The sequence below is a fragment of the Myxococcus vastator genome, from assembly GCF_010894475.1.
In the GTDB taxonomy this organism is placed as follows: Bacteria; Myxococcota; Myxococcia; order Myxococcales; family Myxococcaceae; genus Myxococcus; species Myxococcus vastator.
Window position 1 is genome coordinate 1 of sequence record NZ_JAAIYB010000051.1, and the last position, 22,755, is coordinate 22,755.

A 22,755-nucleotide genomic window follows, 5' to 3' on the forward strand; every position below is an offset into this window, starting at 1 on the left:
GGGCGCGGTGGTGGCCTGCACCTCGGCCAGTACCGAGGCGGCGGCGGCGCTGTGGCGGTCCATCTTCAGCGCGGCCTCGGCCGCCGTCTTCGCGCGGGCGTAGTCCTTCTGCTTCAGCCGCGTCTCCGCCAGCATCACCAGGACGTCCGCCTTGCGCGCGCCAGCGATGTCGGCGGCGGCCTCCAGGTCACGCGCCGCCTCCTTGTGCTCGCCCAGCGCGATGCGCAGCCGCGCGCCAGCCAGCCAGCCGTCCACGGCGGCGAAGTCGCCACCCAGCTTCTGGCCCACCTGTTCGAACCAGCCCGCCGCCTCGCCGAACGCCGCGGCCTCCGCCGCGTGCCGGCCCAGCGTCAGCAGTACGTCCGACAGGTACTGGCTCTTCGGGTAGTCCTGCACCAGCTTCGCGCCCAGCTCGCGCTCGGCCTGCATGTCGCGCTTCTCGCGCGCCGCGGTGAACGCGCCGTAGAGCGCCTTCTCGCCGATGTCGGTGTTCTTGTTCTCGTCGGCGACCTTCACCAGGCCCTGGATGACGTCGCCCGTCTCCTGGGCGCTCCGCAGGGCCAGCTCGTCCAGCGCCTCGGCGCGGCTCTGGGTGAGAATCTTCTGCACGTCCGCGCGGAAGCTGGCCGGCAGCGGCGCGCCCAGCAGCTTCTTGCCCGTCTCGTCCAGGCCCTTGAAGTCGTTGAGCTGCCGCAGGCTGTCCAGCGCCAGGTTGCCCGCGACGGGGGCTTCCTTGTGCTGCGGGTGGCTCAGCGCGAAGGCGGTGAAGAGCTCCGCGGCCTTCGGGTACTCGCCGTCCTCGTAGTAGGCGCGGGCGATGTTGAACTTCACCACCAGGGCATTCTCGCTGCGGGGGAAGCGCGACACGAAGTCGGCGCCCAAGAGCTTCATGGCCTGACGCGCGTCCGCCACCTCGAAGGCGGTGCGCTTCTGCGCCTCCTCCGGCTTGAGCGTGGAGAAGTGCGCCAGCAGCGCGGCGTTGAGGGCCTCCTCCTCACCCTTCGCGTCCTTGGCCTTCACGTGGTAGCGGGCCAGCTCCTCGAACTGGCGCGCGGCCTCGGGGTACGCGTTGGCGGAGAACAGCGCGTCCGCGCGGTTCTTCATCATCGTGCGTACGTGCTGCTGGGGCCGGAAGAGGCCCAGGTACGCCTGATAGGCCTCCGCCGCGCTCACGTAGAGCGCCTTGTCGTTCTTCTTCTGCGCCTCCACGTGGAGCAGGGTGGAGAGGTCGCGCGCCATCTCCTCCAGCTCCACCAGGTGCTTCTTGCGCTCGGCCTCCAGCAGCTCGGGGTCCGTCTTGCTCTGCACCGCGGCGCGCACGAGGATGCGCAGGTCCTCGGCGTCCGGCAGCACCTTGCCCTTGGAGGCCTTGATGGCGTCGTAGAGCTTCTGGCCGCGCTCCAGGTCCAGCTCCGGGTCGTGCTGGATTTCCATCAGCTTGCGCAGCGCGGGGATGGCCCACTCGTACTGCTGCTTGATGAAGTAGCGGTTGCCCAGCTTGTCCAGCGCGAGCGCGTAGGTGGCGCGGCTGTCGCTGAGCTTCTCGAAGTAGTTGAGCGCGCCCTTGGCCGGCTTGGCCTCGGTGTAGCTGTAGACGAGGTCCAGCAGGGCCTCGCGCTTGACGTTGAGCGCCTTCTTCACGTCCACGCCGGGCAGCGGCGCGCTGGCGGCGGCGGCCTCGAAGAAGGTGACGGCCTCCGCGTGCTTGGCCTGGTTCACCCGAATCCAGCCCATCTTGTAGCGGGCCAGGTCGTGCACCGGCGAGGGCGGGGCCTCCAAAATCGCCTGGTAGTGCTTCTCCGCCTGGCCCAGGTCGGCCTTGTCGAAGAAGTGGTCGCCCAGAATCTGCTCCGCCTCCAGGCGCAGCGGGCTGCCAGGGTACTTGCGCGTCAGGTCGCCGAGCGTCTTGAGCATCTCGTCGAACTGGCCCAGCTCGCGCTGCTCGTGCGCCAGGTAGAACGTCACCTGGTCGCCGTCCTTGAAGTCCGGGTACTCGCGCAGCAGCCGGTAGTACATCTGCACGGCCTTCTGCTTCATCAGCCGCGTCTCGGGGGACACGATGGCGCCGCTGGCCCCCTCCGGCCGCGTCTCCGCCTGGAGGTAGTACACGTAGCGGCTCTTCTCCACGTAGAGCTCGGCCAGCCGGAACTGGAGGTCCGGCAGGTAGGGCGCGTTGCGGCTCTTGGAGATGAGGCGCTCCGTCTCGCCGATGGCGCGGTCCACCTTGAAGATGTCGCGCTTGAGCTTGGCGACGAGCTCGTCGCGCTCCTTGGCCTTGGAGACAATCGGGTTGATGCCCGGGCCGGGACGTCCGGCGCCGCCCGGGGCGGCCGCGAGCATCGCGGCGGCAATCAGGCCCGTCAGGTGGCCGGTCATGGCGTCTCCTCGATGCAGCGGCTGTCGATGCGGACCCGGTAGGAGCGCAGCTCGTCGTTCCAGTACTCGCCGTCGAAACGGTAGGCCGTTTGCGTGGGCGACAGAATCTGCTCGTCCTCCGGCGCGACAATCCGCGCGCCCTTCTTCACGCGCTCGTACAGCTTCAGGCCCACTTCGTACTCCATCAGGCGCACCTGCTCGGCGGCGCGCAGCAGCGTGTCCGCTTCCTGGCGGACGGCCTCGGCCAGCCGCGCGTCATGGACGCGGACCGCCTCGGCGCGGGACAAGTCGTAGAGCTTCGTCAGGTGCGAGAAGAGCCGGTCGCCGAAGCTGCCGGCGTAGCGGCCCAGCCGCTCGCCCTCCAGCTCCAGCGTCTCCAGGAAGCGCGCGGCGCGCTGGGTGCTGCCGTGGGCGTTGGCGGCGCGGCGCAGGCGCACGTCCTGGGTGAGGTCCTCGCGGTTGCGCACCGCCTCCAGCGAGTCCGCGAAGCGCCGCGTCAGCTCCTTGGCGGCGCGCTTGGCCGGCAGGTAGTGGCACAAGTCCCGGTAGATGAGCGCGCGCAGCAGGTACTTGTCCGGCATGAACTCGTCGCGGAAGGACGGCGCGTCCAGCGTGGTGAGGATGCCCAGCGACGCGCGCAGCTCGCCCAGCTTGTAGCGGGTCCACGCCTCTTCCAGGTAGAGGCTGGCGCGGCCCGGGTCCAGCTCGGGCAGCTTCACGCGGTCATACGCCTCCAGCGCGCCCTGGAAGTCCTTGCGCTCGTAGCGCAGGCGCGCCACCGCCAGCGCCGCCTCGTTGCGCGCCTCGCGGGTGAGCTTCTCGTCCTCGGACAGCGCCAGGAAGTCGGCGATGATTTCGTCCGACGGCTCCTTCACCTGCTTCAGGCGGGTGACGAGCAGCGCGAACTTCGCGTGGCTGGCCTCGGCGGTCGTCTCCGACAGCTTGGCGAAGTGGGTGTTGGCCCAGCGCTCGTTGCCCACGCGCAGGTCCACCAGGCCCTGCTGGTAGTGCGCATACGCGCCCGTGTCTTCCGGGAGGAAGCCCAGGTCCAGCGCGCCGAACACCTGCTCCTCGATCATCACCTCGTCGTGCGGCCGGTCCGTCAGCGCCTTGAGCGTGTCCAGGGCGCGGGGCAGCGCGTTGGGGTTGGAGCGCTCGCGGGCGATGCGGGCCAGGTAGGAGGCCCCCGCGTGCGTCAGCCCCAGGTCGATGAGGCTGCGCGCGAGGAAGTACTGGCCCCAGGCGTAGTTCTCATCCGTCTTGGGGGCGGCTTGCAGCCAGGCGTGGAGGGGACCCGCGGCGTCACGCGGCTTGCCGTCGAAGTAGTCCTTGAGCGCCTTGTCGAAGACGCCCGGGTCCACCTTCTGCGGCGCGGGAGGCGGCGCTTCCGCGGCGGGACTGGCGGCGTCAGGCGCGGCGGCCGTGGCGTCAGGGGCCCCGGCGTTTCCTTCCGCCGGGGGCGCGCCCTGGGCGGGAGCAGGGGACGTGGGCTGCGCGGCGGCCGGAGACTGCGCGGCGGCGGGCGCTGGAGACACGAGGAGCGCGGCGCTGGTGAGCGCGGCGATGAGCGAGCGGGAGGTCATTCCGTGGCGCCGAAGTTGAACGCGGTTCCGAACTGGATGAGCGGCACCTGGATGACGCGCGTGGGGCCGGTGAACACGGTGTTGTTCGTCACGTCCAGGCGCAGCGACAGCGTCTTGCCGGTGAAGAGGCGCAGGCCGAGCCCGACGTTGACGGCGGGCTTGAAGCCGCCGTCCCGGTCGAGCTTCACCACCGTGCCGCCGCCCAGCAGGAAGGCCTCGATGTGCAGCACGGACTCATTGAGGAAGGCCATCTTCCCGTAGAGCGGGCTCCAGATGAGGTCCGAGCCCACCATCCACTGCACCTGGTCCTGGAAGGCCGCGGCGTTGGGGGACGTGTTGAAGTCGCGCTCGAGCTGACGGCGCAGGCTCGTCTGGAGGTTGTAGCTGTACGTGCCGCGCCCGACCTGCCACCCGAAGGTGTCACTGAAGTGGTACGTGTACCCGACGGTGCCCACCAGGCCCTTGTAGTAGGCGTTGGCCGGCAGCACGCCCACGCCGAGCAGCAGCTCGTGGTGCATCCGGAATCGCCGCTCCTGGATGGCGGACACTGCGCCGGGATTCTCCAGCGCCTCGGCCTGCGCGCGGACGAGTCCGGGCGTCAGCAGCAAGAGGATGAGCAGGGCGTATCGCACGGTGGGGGCTTCCTGGGGGAGGACGGGAACGGACGCGCGGACTGAGGCCACGTCAGTAGCCGACCGAGTTGAAGAGGAACGGGTAGGTGATGATGACGACGCCACCCTTGGGGGAAGGGAACGTCCACGACTTCAGCTTGGAGAGGATGCAGGACTCGACGGAGGCATTGCGCAGCGTGGAGGACTTCGTCTTGGCGGCCACCACGCGGCCGCTCGCGCCGATGGTCCACTGCAGCACCACCTTGCCCGCGAGCCCCGGGTCCTTGAGCAGCGCGCGCTCGTAGCAGCCGTGGACCTCGTTGAGGTGGCTGTTGATGACGCGCGCCACCGCCTCACGGTCCACCGTCCCCTGCGTGGAGGCGATGCTGCGGGCCGTGGCGCGGGTGACGGTGCCGCCGACCTTGCCCTTGCCCACGCGGCCCGCGCCCAGCGCGCCGATGCCACCGCCGCCCTTGCCGCGCAGCAGCTCCGCGCCCAGCGTGGCGCCGCCGCCCTTGCCGCCGCCGCCCAGCCCGAAGGTGCCGACGCCCGCGTTGGCGATGGGCGCCTTCCCGATGAGGCCGGACAGCTTGTAGTTGGAGTTCTTCACGTTCTTGCTGCCGGGGCCACTGCCGAGCTTGTCCACGGCGGCGAGCAGGTCCTTGGTGGCGGGGCCCGCGGCGGACAGCTTGGCCAGCGCCTTGAGCGCCTTGTTCTGCGGCGGCGCGGCGGCCACCGCCTGCTCGGGCTGCTTCGGCGGCGGCGTCTTCTCCGCCGGCTTGGGTGGGGTTTTTTGCGCCACCTTCTCCTTGGTGGGCTTCTTCGCCTGCTGCTTGATGGCCTCCAGCTTCTTCTTGGCCTCTTCCTTCTTCTTCGGTTCGGGCGCGATGAGGCGCAGCGCCACGGGGGGCAGGCTCTTCTGCTGGAAGTCCGCCACCTCCGGCCGGTGCGGCTTCAAGACCAGGAACGCGGCCATCGCGGAGGCGAAGAGGCCCAGGCACGTCAGCGTCAGCCAGGGCAGGCCCCTGAGCGGGTTGACGAAGACGCGCGCGGGCTTGGGCGCGGCGTAGGCCACCAGGGACATCTGCCCCTGCGTCAGGCGCGCGGCGGAGCCCTCGCGCAGCGTGAGGAAGCGGCGGCTGCCGTCGGACTCCAGGGCCGCGCCGGTGACGGGGGTGAAGCGGCCGTCACCCGCGCTCTTCTCCACGTCGGTGCCCGGCGGCACGAAGAGGCGGAAGGCGTTGTTGAGCGGCTCGGCCAGCGTGAAGGGCGCGCCCTCCGGCAGCGTGAAGCCCCACAGGGGCATGGCCCCCTCGAGGTCCAGCGAGGCCTGCACCGGCTTCTTCTTGTCCGGCGCGAAGCGGCGCGCGTCGCGGCGGACGGCGCCCCAGTACAGCTCCAGGTAGAGCTGCGCGGTGCCCTTGCCGGACGCGATGCGCGGCGCATGCGTGGGCCGCGTCAGCGTGCGCTGCTCCTCCAGCAGCGGCCCGGTGGGCGAGGGGAGCGGATCCAGGGCGAGGTCCGCCATCAGCTCGTCCGCGAACTGCATGCCCGGGTTGGCCACGGGGGCCGGCTCGGGCGCGGCCCTGCGGCGGACCGAGGGCACCGTGCTCGCCGGCACGCCCGCGGGGGCCTGCTGCGCGCCAGACATGGGGATGACGGCGGGCTGCGCCTGCGGGACGCCATGCGCGTGGGCGCCAGCGGCGTGGACGGCGGCCTGCTGAGTCACGGGCGGAACCACGGCCACCGCGGGCATGGGCTGCGCGGGCGTGGGGTAGGCCACCTGCGTCGCCGCGTGGGCGGGAGGAACCGCGGCGACCTGCTGTGGCGCGCGCGCGGCGGGCATGGTGGCGGACAGCGGAGGGACGCCCGTGGCCGGACGGAGCTGCCGCGCGGGGGCCGCGGCGTGCTGCTGCGGCGGCGCGTGCTGCGGGGCCGCGGCGTGCTGCTGCGGCGGCGCGTGCTGCGGGGCCGCGGCGTGCTGCGGCGGCGCGGCGAGTGGCGCGTGCTGCGGGGCGAGTGGCGTGGGCGCCTGGGCCGCGCCGAGCAGCGCGGCGACCTCGGGCGGCGGCTGCGGCTTGGCCTCCTGCGGCTTCTGCGACAGCACGCGCGTCTTCAGGATGAAGGGCCCGCAGAGGACCTCATCCACCGGCCGGATTTCACAGGCGGAGACGCGGTGGCCGTTGACGAAGAGCCCCGTGCTGGAGCCCGCGTCCTGCACCGCCGCGCGGCCGTTCTGGAAGTAGAGCAGGGCGTGCCGCGGCTCCACGGACGGGTCATCCAGGCGCAGGTCGGACGACACATCCGAGCCGAGCGCATAGGTGCCCGGGACGAACACCTCGGTACCCACGAGGAGACCGTCGCGGAGGATGACGACTTGCAGGACGCTGGGCTGACCGCTCAACAGTGACGCTCCATTCAAGGGCTGGGGGGCGGTGCTGCCCTAGGGGTCGTACACCGTGGAGAGCGTTTCGGAGCGGAAGCTCTCGCGCTCGCGGATCATCGACCGCGTCTTCAGCTCCTTGCGGTCGTAGAGGTACACGGCTCCGGACTTGTTCGTCTGTCCCTGGATGAGCCGGTCATCGAAGTCGATGCGCGCCGGGCCTCGTTGCGGCAGCGCGTTGGAGGAGGTCGTGGCCGCGTCGCCCGTCACGGGGTCCACCACGGACGCGCCCTTGGTCTCGATTTTCGGAGGCGCCTTGGAGGCCGCCTTCTTGGCGGCCCTGGACTTCGCCTGGCGCGAGGTACGGCCACGTTTCTGGGCCCAGGCTTCGGTCGGAGCCACCAGCGTACCGACGCCGAGGAGCTGGGCGACAGCCATGCAGAGAAGGAAGCGTCGCATCATCAACAGGTTAAGCGATGCGTGTACCGACCTGTCAACGCACACTCCGGCGCTCGCATGTGACGCTGTGCGCGCACAGGTGTAGAGGGCACTCCACCCCATGTGGGGCGCGCCCACCACGGTAGGGCGGGATGTTTCCGGGACGCTGGAAAGATGGCGTGCGATGCTGCGTTTCGAGCTCGCCGGGCTGATGGGTATGCTTGCGCGCGGAGGCAACTGGCGCGGATGAGCAGGAGTCGCAGGCGTGCGGTGCTGGCGGTGCTGAGCGTGTCACTGGTCGCCGCGGGTGTGGTGGTGCAGCGGCTCCGTGAAGCAGCCGCACCCGCTCCAGTCCCCGAGGCCGAGCGCCCTGCCTTGTCGTCGGTGGGGCCTCGGCTCACGAGCAATGAGACCTCCCAGCCGCTCTCCATCCAGGGCGAGCGGCTGGTGCCGGGCCTGTTGCTGTCGCTGGGGCCTCCGTTGTCGCTGCGCCTGCCGTTGACGGTGGTGGATGCCACGCACGCCTATGCGCGGCTGCCCGCGGGGCTCAGTCTGCCAGCGGAGGCGCCGCAGGCGGTGGTGGAGGCGCGGCTCGTCGGGCCGGACGGCACCGAGTCGGAGGGTTCGGCGCGGCTCACGGTGGTGAATGACGCGGCCTTCACTGACTTGACGGCGATGGTGCCGGCGCCGGATGGACGCACGCTCTTCATCGCTTCGTCGCCCACCGACACGGTGTTCGCGCTGGAGGTCGACAGCGGGCGCGTGTCGCGGCTGGCCACGGGAGACGGTCCCTCCGCGCTGGCGGTCTGGACGGATGCGGACGGCCGGCCCTGGCTGGGCGTGGCGCACCGGTATCAGCCGGAACTGTGGCTGTACGCGCTGGACGCGCCGGAGGCCGCGCCTCGGGTGCTGCCCGCGCCGCTGGGGGCGGAGGGGCTGGCCGTGGATGGCCGTGCCGGCGTGGCCTTCGTGGCCGAGCGCGTGCGGGACCAGGTGCGGGCGCTGTCGCTGGCGGACGGGCGCGTGCGGTGGTCGGCGCCGGTGGACCCCAACCCTCGGGCGCTGGCGCGGTGGAAGGACCTGCTGGCGGTGGGCAGCCTCCAGACGGGGCAGCTGGAGCTGCTGCGGCAGGAGGACGGGGCGCTCGTCTCCACGGTGGCGCCGGGCCCGGGCGTGTCCATTGTCGGGGGCAACACCGAGCGCTTCCGCGAGCAGGTGATGGGCGGCAAGGCGCCGCGCTTCCTGGTGGCGAGCGAGCGGCTGGGGCACGTCTTCATGTCGAGCCTGGGGCCGAACGTGGGGCCCAATCCCCAGCGCATGGAGGTGAGCGCGAACAGCGGCGTGTCGGTGGTGGAGCCCTCGCGGGGCACCTACGTGCGGCACCGGGGCTTCGGCGCGGGAGGCACGGAGGGGCTGGCGCTGGATGACGGCGCGGGCCTGCTCTACGCGGCGGACGTGGGGCTGGGGCTCGTGCGGGTGCTGGATGCGCCAGCGCTGGTGTCGGGGGACGCGCCCGCTCGGCGCGCGGTGCTCCAGGAGGTGGCGGTGGCGCCGCCCGAAGGCACGCCGCGCATCCGGCCGCCCGAGGACTTCGGGGTCCGGGGCAGGGCGGGCGAGGCGCTCCATTCAGGCCCCAGCGCGCTGGCGCTGTCACCCGACGCGCGCACGCTGTATGTGCTCAACCGCTTCACCCGGACGGTGGCGGTGGTGGACGTGCGCGAGGCGAAGGCGGGCAAGGCGCGGGTGGTGCGTCAGCTTCCGGTGGAGACGTCCCGCGCGCAGGCCAAGCGCCGACTGGGGCAGGTCCTCTACTACGCGGACCTGGGACGCACGGGCATCACCTGTGACGGCTGCCACATCGAGGGCCACACGGGAGGCGTCTTCTACGAGAAGACGCAGCCCAACCGCATCTACCGCTCCACGACGCTGCGAGGCAGCCGCGACACGCCGCCGTACTTCACGCCCGCCAGTCACATCAGCCTCGTCGACACGGTGCGCTTCGTGGGCGCGCGCAACCGCTTCCACAACCCGGACCCGTCGCCGTCGGAGGTGGAGGCGCTGGCCCTCTTCAACGCGCTCATCGTCACCCCGCCCAACCCCCATCGCGGCGAGGACGGTGCTCCGCTGGAGGCGGTGGTGTTGCCGGACGGCAGGGTGGGGCGGCCGGCGCGAGGACGCGCGCTGTTCGAGGGCAAGGGCGCCTGTACGACGTGTCACCCGGCGCCGCTCTACACCTTGGACCAGGACCTGGCCACGCGGGGCCGCTACCTGGAGGTGGGCACGCCCGTGGCGCTGCCGCTGCGGCTGGAGCAGCAGGACCTGGCGCCCGGCGCGGCGACGCCTTCCCTGGTGGGGGCGTGGGACGTGTGGCCCCTGCTGACGAGCGCCACCGCCGGCTACGGGGTGAAAGACGACCGGCTGGTGGTGGAGACGCGCTTCGCGCTTCGCGCGCTGCTGGAGACGTCCGGGCCCCAGCATGGCGACGCCAGGGCCCTCTCGCCTGAAGAGCGCGACGACCTGCTGGCGTTCCTGCTCACGCTGTAGGCCGTCACCTGGCTGCCCATACCCGGAGGACACCGGGCTTCACGGCGCCTCCGGGTGGTCCGGCGCTCGTTCCACGGGGGGCCGAATTCTCGCCCCGGGCTGTGCCCCTTGAGCGGTGCTTGCGGGCTTCGTGTCACGAGCACTTGCGTTGTCACCGGGGCCTAAGGTGTACAATCGGACTGATGCGCGCCCTCTCGCGGTCCGTCTGGCTCATTCCCGTGCTGTTGCTGTCGTGTTCCGACGCGGGCCTCTACGCGCTCAATGGCCGGGGACCCGGCGGGAAGGACCGCGCCAGCTTCTCTGGGACGGTCTGCGTGCCGCTCGCGGGCGGCGAGGCCTTTCCCACGAAGGTGATTTTCGCGCTCCAGGGCGGCGAAGGCGTCGAGCGTGAGGTGGTGGGTTACGCCACCGATGCGCTGTCCACGCTCTCCAGCCGCTTCTCCGGTCCCTTCGTCCACTTCAGCCTGGTGGCGTACCACACGGTGGCCACCGGCCTGCTGGGCAGCTTCTCGGATGCGTCCGACTTCCAGGCCGCGCTGCCGCGCTACGCCACCTATCAGGAGTCCGGCCCCGTGAGCGTCCGCGCCGCCCTGCGGCTGGCCAAGACGCTGCTGTCGGGCGACATGCAGACGTCCTGCCGCGGCGAGGTCGCTCGCACGCGCTACGTCATCGTCGTCGTGGTCCGCAGCCAGGACACCAGCTGCGCCAACCCGGCCTTCAACGTGGGGCTCGACTCGCGTTGCAGCGCGCTGGGCAACACGTCGGCGTGCAGCCAGTGTGAGCTCACCGCCGTCACCGGCGAAATCAAGGCGCTGGCCTCGCAGTTCAGCGCGGGCGAGGTGGTGGTGCAGCCCATCTACGTGCGCGGCGAGACGCCAGACCCCATCACCCGCCAGCACGTGGCCGCCATCGCCAGCGCCGGCGGCACCGAACCGCTGGAGACGGACGCGGCGGGCCTGTCGGGTACCCTCACCAACATCCAGTACGCCGCGCGGACCAACACCCTCAAGCTCAAGCGCTTCTTCGCCTACAACCGCAACGTGGTGGTGCGCGCCGGACAGGTGCTCGTCGACAGCGACGGGGACGGCCTTCCCGACGAGGATGAGGAGCTGATGGGCACCGACCCCTTGCGCCAGGACACGGACCAGGACGGGTTGATGGACGGCGTCGAGGTCCGCATGGGCCTGGACCCGCTCCAGCCGGACATCATCAACGGCTGCAACGTGTCCCTGGACGAGGACGGCGACCGGCTCAACACCTGCGAGGAGCGCGTGCTGGGCACCAACGCCTGCATCGGTGACACGGATGGGGACGCGCTCCCGGACCTGGTGGAGGCGCTGGCGATGACGAACCCGCTCATCCCCGAGGACCTGCTCGACACGGACCGCGACGGCGTCACCAACGTGGCGGAGGTGGAGGCGCACGCGGACCCGCTCAGCGCCGACCTCGACTTCCACCGCGAGCGTGGCTACGGCTACGAGCTGGTGGAGACCACGCCCACCGCGGATGGCCGCAGCTGCTACCAGGTGCGCGTGGAGAATGTCACCGTCGTCCCCACCCGCGAGCGGGCACACCCCTTCATCCCGGGCGAAGTCATCAAGGCGGGCACCAACGAGGTGTACCTGTACCTCCAGGCCGGCCGGGACAATGATCCACGAGGCGCGGGCATCGGCTCGCTGCTCATCCAGGAAATCCAATACAGCGAAGAGGGGGGCCGCCTGCCGGCCGGCATCATTCCCCTGGAGCCCGACACCTTCATCCCGGGGACCTGACGCCCTGCGAGGGTGTGGGGTGTACCCCTCGCCTTCACTGGGGAGTCCCCCCCACATCCTCCGCTCGACGTGCTCCTCCTCGTGCCCAACCCGCTGACATTCCAGGGCTTCTCCCAAGTGTCTGGTACGGATCGTTCCTTGCTAGGCGTCCGGTGTTGAAAGGAGTCACCATGACACGCGCTCGTTTCGCTTCAGCCCTCACGCTGGGGGCTTTCCTCGTCCTTGGCCCCGCGGGGGCGCTGGCACAGAACAACAACAATCCCGACAACCCGGAGTGCCTGGGGGACCGGTGCGGCATGCCGCTGGAGGTCGGCGGTGGCTGTGGCTGCGGCGCGGGCGGCAGCGTCTGGGTGAACTACACGGACGACGGCGACACGCTGTCGTACACGGACGACGCGGACGGCGACGGCCGCGCGGATGACCGTGACAACTGTCCCTTCGTCTCCAACCGCGACCAGGCGGACGACGACGGCGACGACGTGGGCAACTCCTGCGACAACTGCTCGTCGCTCTCCAACTTCCAGCAGCGCGACGCGGACGGCGACGGCATCGGCGACGACTGCGACCCGGACCAGGACAACGACGGCAAGGTCAACGCGGAGGACAACTGCCCGCTGGTGCCCAACCCGGGTCAGGAGGACCTGGACCGTGACGGCCTGGGCGACGTCTGCGACCTGGACGACGACGGCGACGGCGTGCTGGACGGCGAGGACAACTGCCCCCGCGGCTACAACCCCGACCAGGCGATGCCGGAGGATGTCACCGAGTGCCGCGTGGACGCGGACGGCGACAACATCTCCGACAGCAGCGACAACTGCCCCGGCGTGCCCAACCCCGACCAGCGCGACACGGACGGTAACGGCGTGGGCGACGCGTGCGACCCCGACATCGACGGCGACAGCGTGCTCAACACGCAGGACAACTGCCCCGCGGTCGACAACCGCGACCAGCGCGACGATGACCGGGACGGCATGGGCGACGCGTGCGACACGCGCTACTGCCTGGTGACGAACCCCGAGCGCCCCGACGACTGCCTGGACCCGAAGTCGCCGTTCACCGTCAGCGCCGGTGGCCTGTTCCGCACGGACGAGGCCGGCATCACCATCCGTCCGCCGCTGTTCGCCAACCGCAACGGCGCGGCCATGGAGTACGAGTGGGCGGTGGTGAAGCGTCCCTCGGGGTCCACCGCGGTGGTGGAGCGTCCGCAGGGCGCGGTGACGCTCAGCCGTGACTGGCAGTACATGTACGTCGACGGCAGCGTGCCCACCTTCGTCCCGGACAAGAAGGGCGAGTACCAGCTCCAGCTGACCGCGCGCCTGGCCTTCTCCGACCGCGTGTTCCCCGACCAGCGCGTGTCCACCTCCACCCTCACGGTGCTCGTGGGGAACGACTCGGAGGAGGGCAACAACTGCAGCTCGGTGCCCGCGGGCTTCAGCGCCACCGCCCTGGGCGCCGCGCTGCTCAGCGTGCTGATGCGCCGCCGCCGTCCCCAGCAGTAACCTCGCCGTCCCCTCGCCAGGAGGTCCCTTCCGCATGCGCCGCTTCGTTCGTACCTCGCTGCTCGCGGCGGGCCTCCTGGCTTCGGGCCTGTGGTCCTGTTCGGACGCCATGCTCGAATCGAGGGTGGATGCGCTCTCCAACCTCGATGACCGGCTGACGCTCCAGGGGCGGGTGTGCACGCGCCCGCCCAGCCCCTCCGGCTTCCCGGTGAAGGTGGTGGTGGTCATCGACGAGTCGGGCAGCATGTGCGTCTCCGACCCGCCGGGCGCGCAGCTCGACAGCGGCTTCTGCCAGCGCCGGGAGATTCTGGACATCATCCCGGCGGGCGTCACCGAGCCCGCGCGCGTGCGCGCCCTCAAGCGGCTGGTGCAGCAGTTCCGCGAGGTGAACGCGCAGGGCGGCAACGTGCAGGTGTCCGTGGCCCCCTTCGAAACCAACGTGCGCAACGTCTGGCCGCCCACCACGACGGGGGACCGCTTCGCCCGGCCGGACAACAACATCGACAGCTACATCGAGGGCCTGCAGAGCCAGCTGGGCAAGGGCACCGACTACCAGGGCGCCCTGTCCTACGCCTACAGCCTCATCTCCAGCGACATCAACGCGGTGGCGCAGTCCAACCCGGAGCTGCTGCCGCGCACGCGCTACGTCGTCGTCTTCCTCACCGACGGCACGCCGTATCCGCGCTGCTCGGCCACCGACAACCTCAGCGTCTACGCCGACCCGGACAACCCGGACCTGACGTGGGCGGACTCGCTGGTCGACTTCTGCAACCTCACCAACACGACGGACCAGATTGACGGGTTCGAGGTGGGGACGGACCGCAACCAGAACTACCAGCTGTTCAGCTACGTGCGGCGGCTGATGGAGTTGAAGGACCAGTACAACGTGGGCGACTTGCGCATGCACACGGTGCTGCTCTTCAACCAGGAGGCGGTGCGGGCGTGTGGCCCCATCTGCCAGGACATCTACGGCGTCTACCCGGGCGTGGCGCCGGCGCAATATCCGGAGGCCGCGAAGAAGATCGCCGCGTGGCTGCTGCGGCGCTTCGCGGACATCGGCAACGGCGTGTACCAGGAGTTCAACGACACGGGCGAAATCTCCAACCTGGGGCTGGGCGCGCTGGACTACTCGTCGTTCGCCTCGCGCAACGTGATGAAGACGTTGATGGTGGAGTCGCTCAGCTCCGCGCCGGGTGACACCAGTCGCGTGCTGGACAGCGACGGGGATGGGGTGCCGGACGCCATCGACAACAGCTTCACGCTGAAGACCAACACCTTCGTGGCGGACAGCGACGGCGACTGTCTGGATGACGGCTTCGAGTCCCGCCGCGAGGACCAGGGCTTCCGCGCCGCCAATGACCTGGACGCGCGCGGGTGCAATCCGGCCTCGCCGCTGACGCCCAACTGCGTCTGTCGCGACACGGACGGGGACGGCCTGTCCCAGTTCGCAGAGGACTACCTGCGCACGCGCGCCGGCATCGTGGACAGTGATGGTGACGGCGTGCCGGATGGCCTGGAGGCGCGCTGGGGGCTGGACCCGCTGGAGAACAGCGTGTCGGGCCTGGACACGGACGGGGACGGCATCCCGGACGCACAGGAGCTGCGCGCGGGCAGTGACCCCACGCGCCGCGACAAGGCCTTCCACGAGCGCTTCGGCTACCAGTACGAGACGCGCATCGCGGAGGTCCGCCCCGACGGCAGCCTCTGCTACGACTTCACCGTGTCCAACCTGCAGCTCGTCACGCCGCCGGACCGCGCGGGCGTGAAGCAGGGCTACAACCTCTTCAAGGTGTGGTTCGCCGAGGCGCCGGAGAGTGGCGTGAGCACGGACTACGGCGTGTGGCGCACCGCCTGCGCCTGGGCGCAGTACGCGCCGCCCAGCGTGCGCGTCCCGCTGGGGCCCGAGCTGACCTTTGAAGACGGTGACTTCCGCCGGCCCGACACCTTGAGCAACCCGTGGAACAACCAGAACGACTGCGTCGGAATCCCGCCCTCGGGGAGCGTCAATCCGTGAGCCGCGCCGTGCGAGTCCTGGCGGGCGTCCTGGTGTCCGTGGCGCTGGTGATGGCGTGTACGGATTCCTATCTGTACGACCCGCGCCGTGACACGGAAGTGCCGGTGGACCGGGCGGTGACGTTGGAGGGCCGCTTCTGCACCGTGGGCAGCAACGAGGTGGTGCGGCCCATCAAGCTGGTGGTCGCCATGGACGCCTCGCAGTCCATGCGGGTGAGCGACCCGGACGGCGCGCGCGCCACCGCGCTGGTGGAGCTCATCCAGAACCTGCCCAGGGACCCGGAGGTCCACCTGGCGGTGATGCTCTTCGCGGGCAGCACCACGGCCTTCCTCACGCAGCAGCCGGGCAACCCGCCCGAGGACGGCTTCGTGCAGGTGTCGTCCATGGATGACGCCACGCTGCGGCGCCTGTCCGAGCAGCTGCTCACCTTCCGCAACCCCGACACCTCGCCGAACCGGGACTCGACGGACTTCGTCAAGCCGCTGTCGGACATCTACTCGCTCATCAACACGGACATCGCGCGCAGCCGGCTGGAGCCGGGTGGTTCGCAGGCGCTGGCGCAGGCGCGCTACTCCGTCATCTTCCTGTCGGACGGCAAGCCCACCAACGACCAGGACGACGAGCTGCTCCGAGGCGACGCGGTGGTGCGCATCCGCCAGCTGCGGGATTTGGTGGAGGACGTGCGCGTCAACACCGTGCACGTCTTCAACCCCACGCAGCCGGTGTCCTCGGTGTGTGATTTGTCCGGTGACGGGGGCTGCCCGCTGCTCATCATCAACCAGAACGCGGACCGGCTGGAGCAGATGGCCTCGCTGGGCGGCGGCAACTTCCGCGACTTCCGCAACAACGAGCCCATCAACTTCCTGGACTTCACCTTCGGCCAGGTCCGCCGCGCCTTCATCATGAAGGAGCTGGTGGCCTTCAACTTCTCCGCGCCGCCCGGCAGCCCGGTGGGGGAGGCGGACTCGGACGGTGACGGCCTGACGGACGCGCGCGAGTTGGAGCTGGGCACGGACCCGCACCAGGTGGACACGGACGGGGACGGCTTCAGCGACGGCGTGGAGGTGTACTTCCGCGACCGCGGCGTGGACTTCGACCCCACGCAGGAGGCCCTGCCGGACGGTGGCGGCCTGGACCGCGGGTGTCCGCCAGCGCTGCGCGGGGTGGACTCGGACTGCGACGGCCTGCTGGACTGCGACGAGCAGTTCGTGGGCACCAACGCGACGCTGGCGGACAGTGACCGGGACGGCGTGCCGGATGGCATGGAGTGGCTGGGCGGCAGCCAGGGCGCCAGCAACGACTTGGACGAAGACCCGGACAACGACGGGCTGACGAACCGGATGGAGCTGCGGATGCACACCCGGCCGCTGGTGGTGGACACCGCGGACCTGTCGGTGAATGGCTACCGCTACGCCTTCGAGGCGGACGGCCCGCCGGACACCCTGGGCCGCCAGTGCTACCGCTTCACCGTGGAGAACGTCCTGCTGGCCCCGACGATGGCGTCCACGGACGACGCGGGCGTGGTGCAGCGCGGGGCGGGCTTCAACGACATCGCGATGTCCGTGGCCATGGTGCCCGGAGACGACCCCACCGCCCGGACGCTGGTCCGGACCTTCCGCGTGAATGACGTGCGCTACCCGGTGGGCGGCATCAAGTCGCCCGCCGACGGCGTCCTCCGCGTGGAGCCCGAGCAGTTCGTCGACGGCTGCCCCGGCCGCCCCGACGACGTGCCCCCGACGCCTTGAGAACCGACGCCATGCCCACCTCCGTTCGTCTGCTGCCGCTCGCGTTGCTCGTCCTCGCCGCCTGTTCGTCCGGAGGAGGGGAGACGCCGGACGCGGGGACTCCCGTGGTGGAGGACCTGTGCAATTCGCGCGAGGAGGCGCTGACGCGGCCCGAGTGCGAGCTCAAGCCGGGCGAGCCGCTGGAGCGCTTCCTGGCGCTGGACAGCGAGCCTCGCGCCGGTGACCAGGACTGGTACCGCGTCGTCCTGCCGCCCGGCACCAACGCCCGCACGTTGCTGAACGTCAACGGGACGTACCTGGCGTCCAGCACCGCGGTGAATCTGTCCGTCACCATTCTGGGCCCGCAGCCGGACGGGGGGACGGAGGGGGCGCTGGCGAAGAAGGAGGACAAGCACGCCCAGGGCGCGCCCCGCCCGGTGGACATCGTGCTGCCGCTGCGCGACGGGCTGGAGAGCCAGACGCTGCTGGTGCTGGTGCAGGACGCGCCGGACGTGCCGTCGCGGCCCAACTACGACGCGCGCAGCAAGTACCGGTTGACGGTGCGAATCGACCAGAACCCGGACGCGCAGGAGCCCAACGACACGCCCCAGACGGCCACGCCGCTGGCGCTGACGCAGTCGGGGGAGCTGCTGATGGGCGCCTCCACCGGCTACCTGGCCACCGACAACGACGTGGACCACTACGCCTTCGACCTGGAGGCGGGGAAGGTGGCCTACGTGCGCGTCGTCGCGCCCAACCTGGACTTCGTTCCCAACTGGCGCCTGTCCTACGAGCTGTGGCGCCCGGACTTCACGGAGAAGGAAGACGAAGGCGTGGTGCTGCCCCAGGTGCGCGGCGGCGAGCTGGCCACCGCGCGCAAAGTCCAGGTGGAGCACGCGGGCCGCTGGACGCTGGTGGTGAAGGGCTACCGCGGCACCAATGACCGGGACACGGCCCAGGGCGACCTCGCGCAGCCCTACGAGGTGGAGGTGCGCGTGCTGGAGGAGGAGGACGCGCAGGACCGCACCACGACGGGCAATGACAAGGTGCAGGTGGCCACCGCGCGCAACTTCGACAGCGCCACGCCCGGTGGCGCCGGCTCCGCGGTCTCCTTCACCGGCCGCCTGGGCTACATCCCCGACCGGGATTGGTACTCGGTGCGCCTGCCGGCCTTCAGCACGCCCACGCTGCTGCGCTACCGGCTGGTGCCGCTGGACACCGGGGGCCGCTTCCCCGCGCTGCCGGTGACGGCCTCGCGCGTGGTGCACGTGTTCACCCTGAGCTCCACCGGGGCCCACCTGGGCGAGTGGCGGGAGAACTGCGCCACCGACGCCGCCGTCTGCCCGCGCGACTTCTCCGAGAATCCCGACGCCCGGGCCCTGGTGGATGGCTTCTGCCGCCGCACGGACCTGCCCGCGCCCATGTGTGTGCACTCGTCGCGTGAGGAGGCGGTGGGCAACTCGCGCTTCACCGGGCTGCGCAACTTCCGGGGTGTCGTCCCGGTTCCGGCGCATGCCGCCGCGCTGACGTACTACTTCCTGGTGCAGGACAACGGCTCGTGGGTCGACGACAAGGACTACCGCCTGGAGGTGAGCTGGGACGCGGAGGACGCGGATGAGCTGTCTCGCTACGTCAACGGCGCGGAGGCGCCGGTGGCGCGGACGCTCGCGTCCACCACGGCCTTCCCGTCGCCGCCCGACACGGCGGAGTTCTCCGTGACGGGCCAGCTGTCGCATGGCCACGGCCGGCTGCGCAGCGGCACGGACCGCGTCAACGGGCTGGGGGTGCGCGGCCCGCTGGACTACGACGCCGTGCCTTCCGACATGGACTCGTACGTGTTTGACCTGCCCTCGGTGCCGCCGCCGGAGGACCGGACGTGGCTGCTCCAGTGGGAGGTGGCGAAGCTGGCCGACGGTGGCACGCCGCACGGCCTGGCGCTGGACCTCACCTTCTGTGACGGAGATGCGACGGACGCCGGTGCCGGCACCTGCACGCCGGTGCGCACGGGCAACCGCGGGCCGCTGACGCTGGGCTACCGCTCGGATGCGCTGCGGGCCTGGCACACGCCGTCCAACGCGGGCACCAGCAGCCTGCAGCCGCTCTACCAGCTGGAGGACCGCCCCAACTCCACCGTCGTCACCCTGGCGCCCTATGCCTGCGGCTGCCTGGAGCGGCGCTTCATCCGCGGCGGCACCCTGCGCGTGGACGTGACGGCGTCGGAGCGGCTGGACTACGAGCGGGTGGAGTACACGCTGCGCACCGGCCACGGGGACTATCCCCAGAGCTACCCGGTGGACGGCGGGACGACGGTGTCGTGCCCCGTCGTCACCGACGGAGGGACGACGCCGGACGCGGATGGCGGCGTCATCCAGAACTACGCCGGGGGCTGCAACTTCACCTACCAGCCATGAGCCTGGTGGCGACGGGGCGGGAGCGGTGGCTCCCGCCCGTCACGCGGTGGACCGCGAGGACTTCAGGGCGCGACGCCCAGCCCGTTGAGGGTGATGACCTGCTGGGGGGCATTGGATTCGATGGTAATCGTGCCGTCGTATTCCGTGTCATCGGTGGGCCGGAAGGCCACCGTCAGGAAGGCGCGCTCATACGTCTCCAGCCGCAGCGGCGTGCCTGGGGAGAAGCCCTCGGGGAGCTGGAGGGTGAAGACGCCTGGCGCCGACAGGGTGATGGCGGTGATGTCGAGCGGGTCCAGACCGCGGTTCTGGATGGCGAGCGAGTTGAAGGTCGTCTGCCCGACGTAGGTGCCGTGCTCGAACTCGCGGTTGAACGTCAGCGCCGGACGGTCGATGAAGAGTGTGGGCGCCTGGGGAAGCTCCGTTTCGTTCCCACAGCCAGCCAGGGCGAAGAAGATGATGGGGAGCCAACGGGTACGCAGTCGCATGGACATACACGCCTCGCATGAGGGTCTGAAGATGACGCCGGTTGTAACAGTGTTTGGCCGCAAGGCCCAGGCAGCAGCGGTGCTGCTTTTCGCGTCGCTTTGGGGGGCCTGCGGCGGCACGCGCGAGGACTTCATTGGCGCGCGTGTGAAGGACACCTGCGGCGCGGCCTGGCCTGTGTGCGACCGCGTGGCGGGCTGTATCATCGGTTCGGAAAGTTATTCGGAAGGCCGCTTCCCTGGCCGGCAGCAGGTCATCGTCCAGTTGAAGGAAGCCTCCTCCGTGAAGGTGAGCCTCTTCCTGGAGGACGTCACCGCGGCGGGAAGCGAAACGGTGATGCTCTTCCATGAAGAGGGCTGCCGGGCGCGCATCCGCCGGGCCACGGAAGGCCGCGCGGTGCTGGACGTGATGGAGCGGCAGGGCGCCTTCACCGAGGAGGCGGAGCTCACGGGCGTGGGCGACCACCTCATCGAGTTCGAGTCCGACATGCAGGCGCGCTACATCATCAAGGTGGACGTGACGCCGCTGCGCAATCGCTAGCGTCAGCCCTTGAGCTTGCGCACCAGGCGGTCCGCCACGCGGAAGCTGTTGGCGCTGATGGTGAGCGTGGACGGCACGCTGCCGCCGGTGGGCATGAAGCTGCCGTCCACCACGTAGAGGTTGGGCACCTCGTGGGCGCGGCAGTCGCGGTCCAGCACGGACGTCGCCGCGTCGTCGCCGAAGCGGCAGGTGCCGTGCTGGAGGATGGACGTCTCACCGCTGGTGGTGCCGCGCCGGACGTCGTCCGGGTCCAGGCGCAGGAGGACCTCCTCGCCGCGCTCCACCAGGAAGCGCGTGGCCGCCAGGTCCATGGGGTGCCGGTCCACGGTGATGGCCGCCACGGGGATGCCGTAGCGGTCCTTCACGCCGCCCTCCACGCTGACGTAGGTGCCGGCGGTGGGGAGGAACTCGGCGTACACCTCGAACTGGAGGATGCGTGAGTCGCGGTACTCCCGCATCTTGTCCTTCAGCGCCTTGCCGAAGAGGGCCTTCTCGCCCTTGCCCGCAAGCCCCACCGCGGCGTGGATGGGGTTGGGGTGCGCCCACATGAAGCCCAGCGTGCCGCCCTTGCGGAAGCCGAAGCGGGCGTCGGGCAGCAGGTAGAAGTCCTGGAGGCTGCGGTTCACGAAGGGAGACGGGTCCTTCAGCCACGGCCGCGCGGCGGACTGCTTCGACAGGCGGAAGGTGGCGTGGGACTCGCCGAACGAGCTGAAGGTGAGGTTTCGCCCCACCAGCCCGCTGCCGTTGGCCAGGCCCTTCGGGAAGCGGCTGGAGGTGGAGTTGAGCAGCAGGCGCGCGCTCTCCACGGCGGTGCAGGACACGACGACGATTTTCGCCGGCTGCTCGCGCGTCACGCCGTCCGCGTCGATGTAGACGACGCTCCGCGCGCGGCCCTGCTTGTCCACCTCCACCGTGCGCGCCATGCAGCCGGGGCGCAGGTCCACGTTGCCGGTGGCCACGGCGGCGGGGATGAGGCTGGCGTTCGTGCCGCTCTTCGCGCCCGTCTCGCAGCCGTAGCTGCCGCACAGCGCGCAGTACGAGCACGGCGCTCGGCCCCGGTAGGGCTTGCTGAGGATGCCGCGCGCGGTGGGCAGGGAATGCCAGCCCATGGCGCCGCACGCCTTGTCGATTTCCTTCGCCACCGGGTGCACGTCCAGCGGCGGCAGCGGGTAGGGGCCCTTGCGCGGCTCGGCGAAGGGGTGGGGGACGGACTCGCCGGACACACCCAGCTCCGCCTCGGCCTTGTCGTAGAAGGGCGCCAGCTCCTCGTAGGAGATGGGCCAGTCCGCCACGGTGCTGCCGGGCACGGCGCCCAGCGTGGAGCGCAGCCGGAAGTCCACCGGCTTGAGCCGGTAGAAGAAGCCGCTCATGTGGACGGTGCCTCCGCCCACGCAGTTGGCCGTCCACGCCGCGCTCGTCTTTTCGTAGCGGCCCTTCGCGCCCTGGCGCACCAGGTGCGGCTCCTCCCACGGCACCGGCATGAAGAAGTTCCGGCGGCTGTTCAGGATTTCGTCGTGGATGAAGTCCTTGGGCTGGTAGTGCGGGCCCTTCTCCAGCAGTACGACTTTGAAGCCCGCGCGGCCCAGCTCCAGCGCCATGGGCGCGCCGCCCGCGCCGCTGCCGATGATGCAGATGTCCACTTCGGGCAGGCTCACCGGTGGACCCCACATTCCCGCAGGCACTTGGGCCCGTCGTGGCCATCCGGCGGCGCGGAGGCCACGGTTCCCACGGTGTCGAAGCCCATCAACCGCCAGCCCACCTTGCCCTGGTTGCCGCCGTAGGACGGGTCTCCGAGGAAGCCCTCCAGCGTCATCACCGTCAGCAGCTCGAAGAAGTGCGCCTCGCCGCTGCGGGGCGGGCTGTCCTTGAAGAGGGTGAGCAGCTCGTCCTGTTGCTCGGCCGTCAGGGCGGCGAAGCCCTTCTGGTGCATGCGCTGGGCGCGGCGCTCCAGGGCCGCCACGCCGGAGAGGAAGTCCTCGCGCACGGGTTCCAGCTCGGGTGTCTGGAGGATGCGGTCGATGTAGACGGGGACGTTCGCATCGAGGGCGCCCGGGTCTTCATCTCGCGGGAGGACGCGCTCGGTGGCCGCGGCCACCACGGCGTACTCGAAGGAGGAGAAGGTGCGCGGGCCCTGGCCGTCCTGCTTCGCCGCCAGCGGACCGGAGTCTGTGGGGGGCGCCTTCTCTTTCGATTCGGAGGAGCGCTTGCAGGCCGGGCCGAGCAGCACCACGCCTCCGCCCAGGAAGGTCAGCCGCTGGATGAGGGAGCGCCGGGACAGGCGCCCCCGGTTGGAATGCGCACGTGTCATACGGCGCGCGAGCCTAGCGCACGCGGGCGCTTCACGCTGGATTCATAAGACATGCTCGGTCGCTCCCCG

15 protein-coding genes are annotated in these 22,755 nt (G+C 70.6%); 7 read left to right on the forward strand and 8 right to left on the reverse strand.

The features are described from left to right. The 5 genes from G4D87_RS07800 to G4D87_RS07820 form a co-directional block, all read right to left on the reverse strand. A partial coding sequence (locus G4D87_RS07800) for a tetratricopeptide repeat protein (protein WP_163780488.1) occupies window positions 1-2,376 on the reverse strand: 2,376 nt, incomplete at its 3' end. Next, entirely contained in the window at window positions 2,373-3,959 is a 1,587-nt protein-coding gene (locus G4D87_RS07805; RefSeq protein WP_163780490.1) for a hypothetical protein, read from the reverse strand. The genes G4D87_RS07800 and G4D87_RS07805, both read right to left, overlap by 4 nt. Continuing rightward, window positions 3,956-4,591, reverse strand: a complete 636-nt coding sequence (locus G4D87_RS07810) for an outer membrane beta-barrel domain-containing protein (protein ID WP_163780492.1) — start codon at window positions 4,589-4,591, stop codon at window positions 3,956-3,958. The genes G4D87_RS07805 and G4D87_RS07810 overlap by 4 nt, the downstream gene beginning before the upstream one ends. A gap of 52 nt (window positions 4,592-4,643) precedes the next feature. Beyond that, complete coding sequence (locus G4D87_RS07815) at window positions 4,644-6,974, reverse strand: AgmX/PglI C-terminal domain-containing protein (protein ID WP_163780494.1); 2,331 nt, start codon at window positions 6,972-6,974, stop codon at window positions 4,644-4,646. 39 nt (window positions 6,975-7,013) lie between these two features. Beyond that, a complete protein-coding gene (locus tag G4D87_RS07820; RefSeq protein ID WP_240358090.1) occupies window positions 7,014-7,391 on the reverse strand; it encodes a hypothetical protein in 378 nt (125 codons plus the stop codon). A 123-nt stretch (window positions 7,392-7,514) separates the two neighbouring features. On the opposite strand from G4D87_RS07820, the gene G4D87_RS07825 reads away from it, so the two are divergent. The 6 genes from G4D87_RS07825 to G4D87_RS07850 all read left to right on the forward strand — a co-directional run bounded on the left by G4D87_RS07825 (window position 7,515) and on the right by G4D87_RS07850 (window position 19,355). Then, the gene (locus G4D87_RS07825) at window positions 7,515-9,935 is read left to right on the forward strand and encodes an MtsA protein (protein WP_163780496.1); all 2,421 of its coding nucleotides are present in this window, start codon (window positions 7,515-7,517) and stop codon (window positions 9,933-9,935) included. Between the two features lie 182 nt (window positions 9,936-10,117). After that, the gene (locus G4D87_RS07830; RefSeq protein WP_176409937.1) at window positions 10,118-11,707 is read left to right on the forward strand and encodes a thrombospondin type 3 repeat-containing protein; all 1,590 of its coding nucleotides are present in this window, start codon (window positions 10,118-10,120) and stop codon (window positions 11,705-11,707) included. Between the two features lie 170 nt (window positions 11,708-11,877). Next, window positions 11,878-13,206: a cell-cell cohesion MYXO-CTERM protein MtsC gene (mtsC, locus tag G4D87_RS07835; protein ID WP_176409936.1), complete on the forward strand. Its 1,329-nt coding sequence runs from the start codon at window positions 11,878-11,880 to the stop codon at window positions 13,204-13,206. A gap of 34 nt (window positions 13,207-13,240) precedes the next feature. Beyond that, entirely contained in the window at window positions 13,241-15,220 is a 1,980-nt protein-coding gene (gene mtsD, locus G4D87_RS07840) for a cell-cell cohesion protein MtsD (RefSeq protein ID WP_163780503.1), read from the forward strand. Beyond that, the gene (locus G4D87_RS07845; RefSeq protein WP_163780505.1) at window positions 15,217-16,965 is read left to right on the forward strand and encodes a vWA domain-containing protein; all 1,749 of its coding nucleotides are present in this window, start codon (window positions 15,217-15,219) and stop codon (window positions 16,963-16,965) included. The genes mtsD and G4D87_RS07845 overlap by 4 nt, the downstream gene beginning before the upstream one ends. Window positions 16,966-16,976: 11 nt before the next feature. Then, window positions 16,977-19,355, forward strand: coding sequence for a hypothetical protein (locus G4D87_RS07850; protein ID WP_176409935.1), 2,379 nt, complete (start codon window positions 16,977-16,979; stop codon window positions 19,353-19,355). 62 nt (window positions 19,356-19,417) lie between these two features. On the opposite strand, the gene G4D87_RS07855 is transcribed toward G4D87_RS07850, so the two are convergent. Continuing rightward, window positions 19,418-19,840, reverse strand: a complete 423-nt coding sequence (locus G4D87_RS07855) for a hypothetical protein (protein ID WP_240358091.1) — start codon at window positions 19,838-19,840, stop codon at window positions 19,418-19,420. Window positions 19,841-19,871: 31 nt separating this feature from the next. On the opposite strand from G4D87_RS07855, the gene G4D87_RS07860 reads away from it, so the two are divergent. Then, window positions 19,872-20,378, forward strand: a complete 507-nt coding sequence (locus G4D87_RS07860) for a hypothetical protein (RefSeq protein ID WP_240358092.1) — start codon at window positions 19,872-19,874, stop codon at window positions 20,376-20,378. 2 nt (window positions 20,379-20,380) lie between these two features. Here G4D87_RS07860 and G4D87_RS07865 read toward each other — a convergent pair whose 3' ends face one another. Then, window positions 20,381-22,033: a GMC family oxidoreductase gene (locus G4D87_RS07865; RefSeq protein ID WP_163780513.1), complete on the reverse strand. Its 1,653-nt coding sequence runs from the start codon at window positions 22,031-22,033 to the stop codon at window positions 20,381-20,383. Beyond that, entirely contained in the window at window positions 22,030-22,686 is a 657-nt protein-coding gene (locus tag G4D87_RS07870) for a gluconate 2-dehydrogenase subunit 3 family protein (protein WP_163780515.1), read from the reverse strand. The genes G4D87_RS07865 and G4D87_RS07870 overlap by 4 nt, the downstream gene beginning before the upstream one ends. Window positions 22,687-22,755: the final 69 nt, after the last annotated feature.

Coding starts and splice junctions, on each gene's coding strand:
- G4D87_RS07855 (WP_240358091.1), bottom strand. CDS start 19,840: ATGCGACTGCGTACCCGTTGGCTCCCCATCATCTTCTTCGCCCTGGCT.
- G4D87_RS07860 (WP_240358092.1), top strand. CDS start 19,872: ATGACGCCGGTTGTAACAGTGTTTGGCCGCAAGGCCCAGGCAGCAGCG.
- mtsC (WP_176409936.1), top strand. CDS start 11,878: ATGACACGCGCTCGTTTCGCTTCAGCCCTCACGCTGGGGGCTTTCCTC.
- mtsD (WP_163780503.1), top strand. CDS start 13,241: ATGCGCCGCTTCGTTCGTACCTCGCTGCTCGCGGCGGGCCTCCTGGCT.
- G4D87_RS07805 (WP_163780490.1), bottom strand. CDS start 3,959: ATGACCTCCCGCTCGCTCATCGCCGCGCTCACCAGCGCCGCGCTCCTC.
- G4D87_RS07820 (WP_240358090.1), bottom strand. CDS start 7,391: ATGGCTGTCGCCCAGCTCCTCGGCGTCGGTACGCTGGTGGCTCCGACC.
- G4D87_RS07870 (WP_163780515.1), bottom strand. CDS start 22,686: ATGACACGTGCGCATTCCAACCGGGGGCGCCTGTCCCGGCGCTCCCTC.
- G4D87_RS07830 (WP_176409937.1), top strand. CDS start 10,118: ATGCGCGCCCTCTCGCGGTCCGTCTGGCTCATTCCCGTGCTGTTGCTG.
- G4D87_RS07850 (WP_176409935.1), top strand. CDS start 16,977: ATGCCCACCTCCGTTCGTCTGCTGCCGCTCGCGTTGCTCGTCCTCGCC.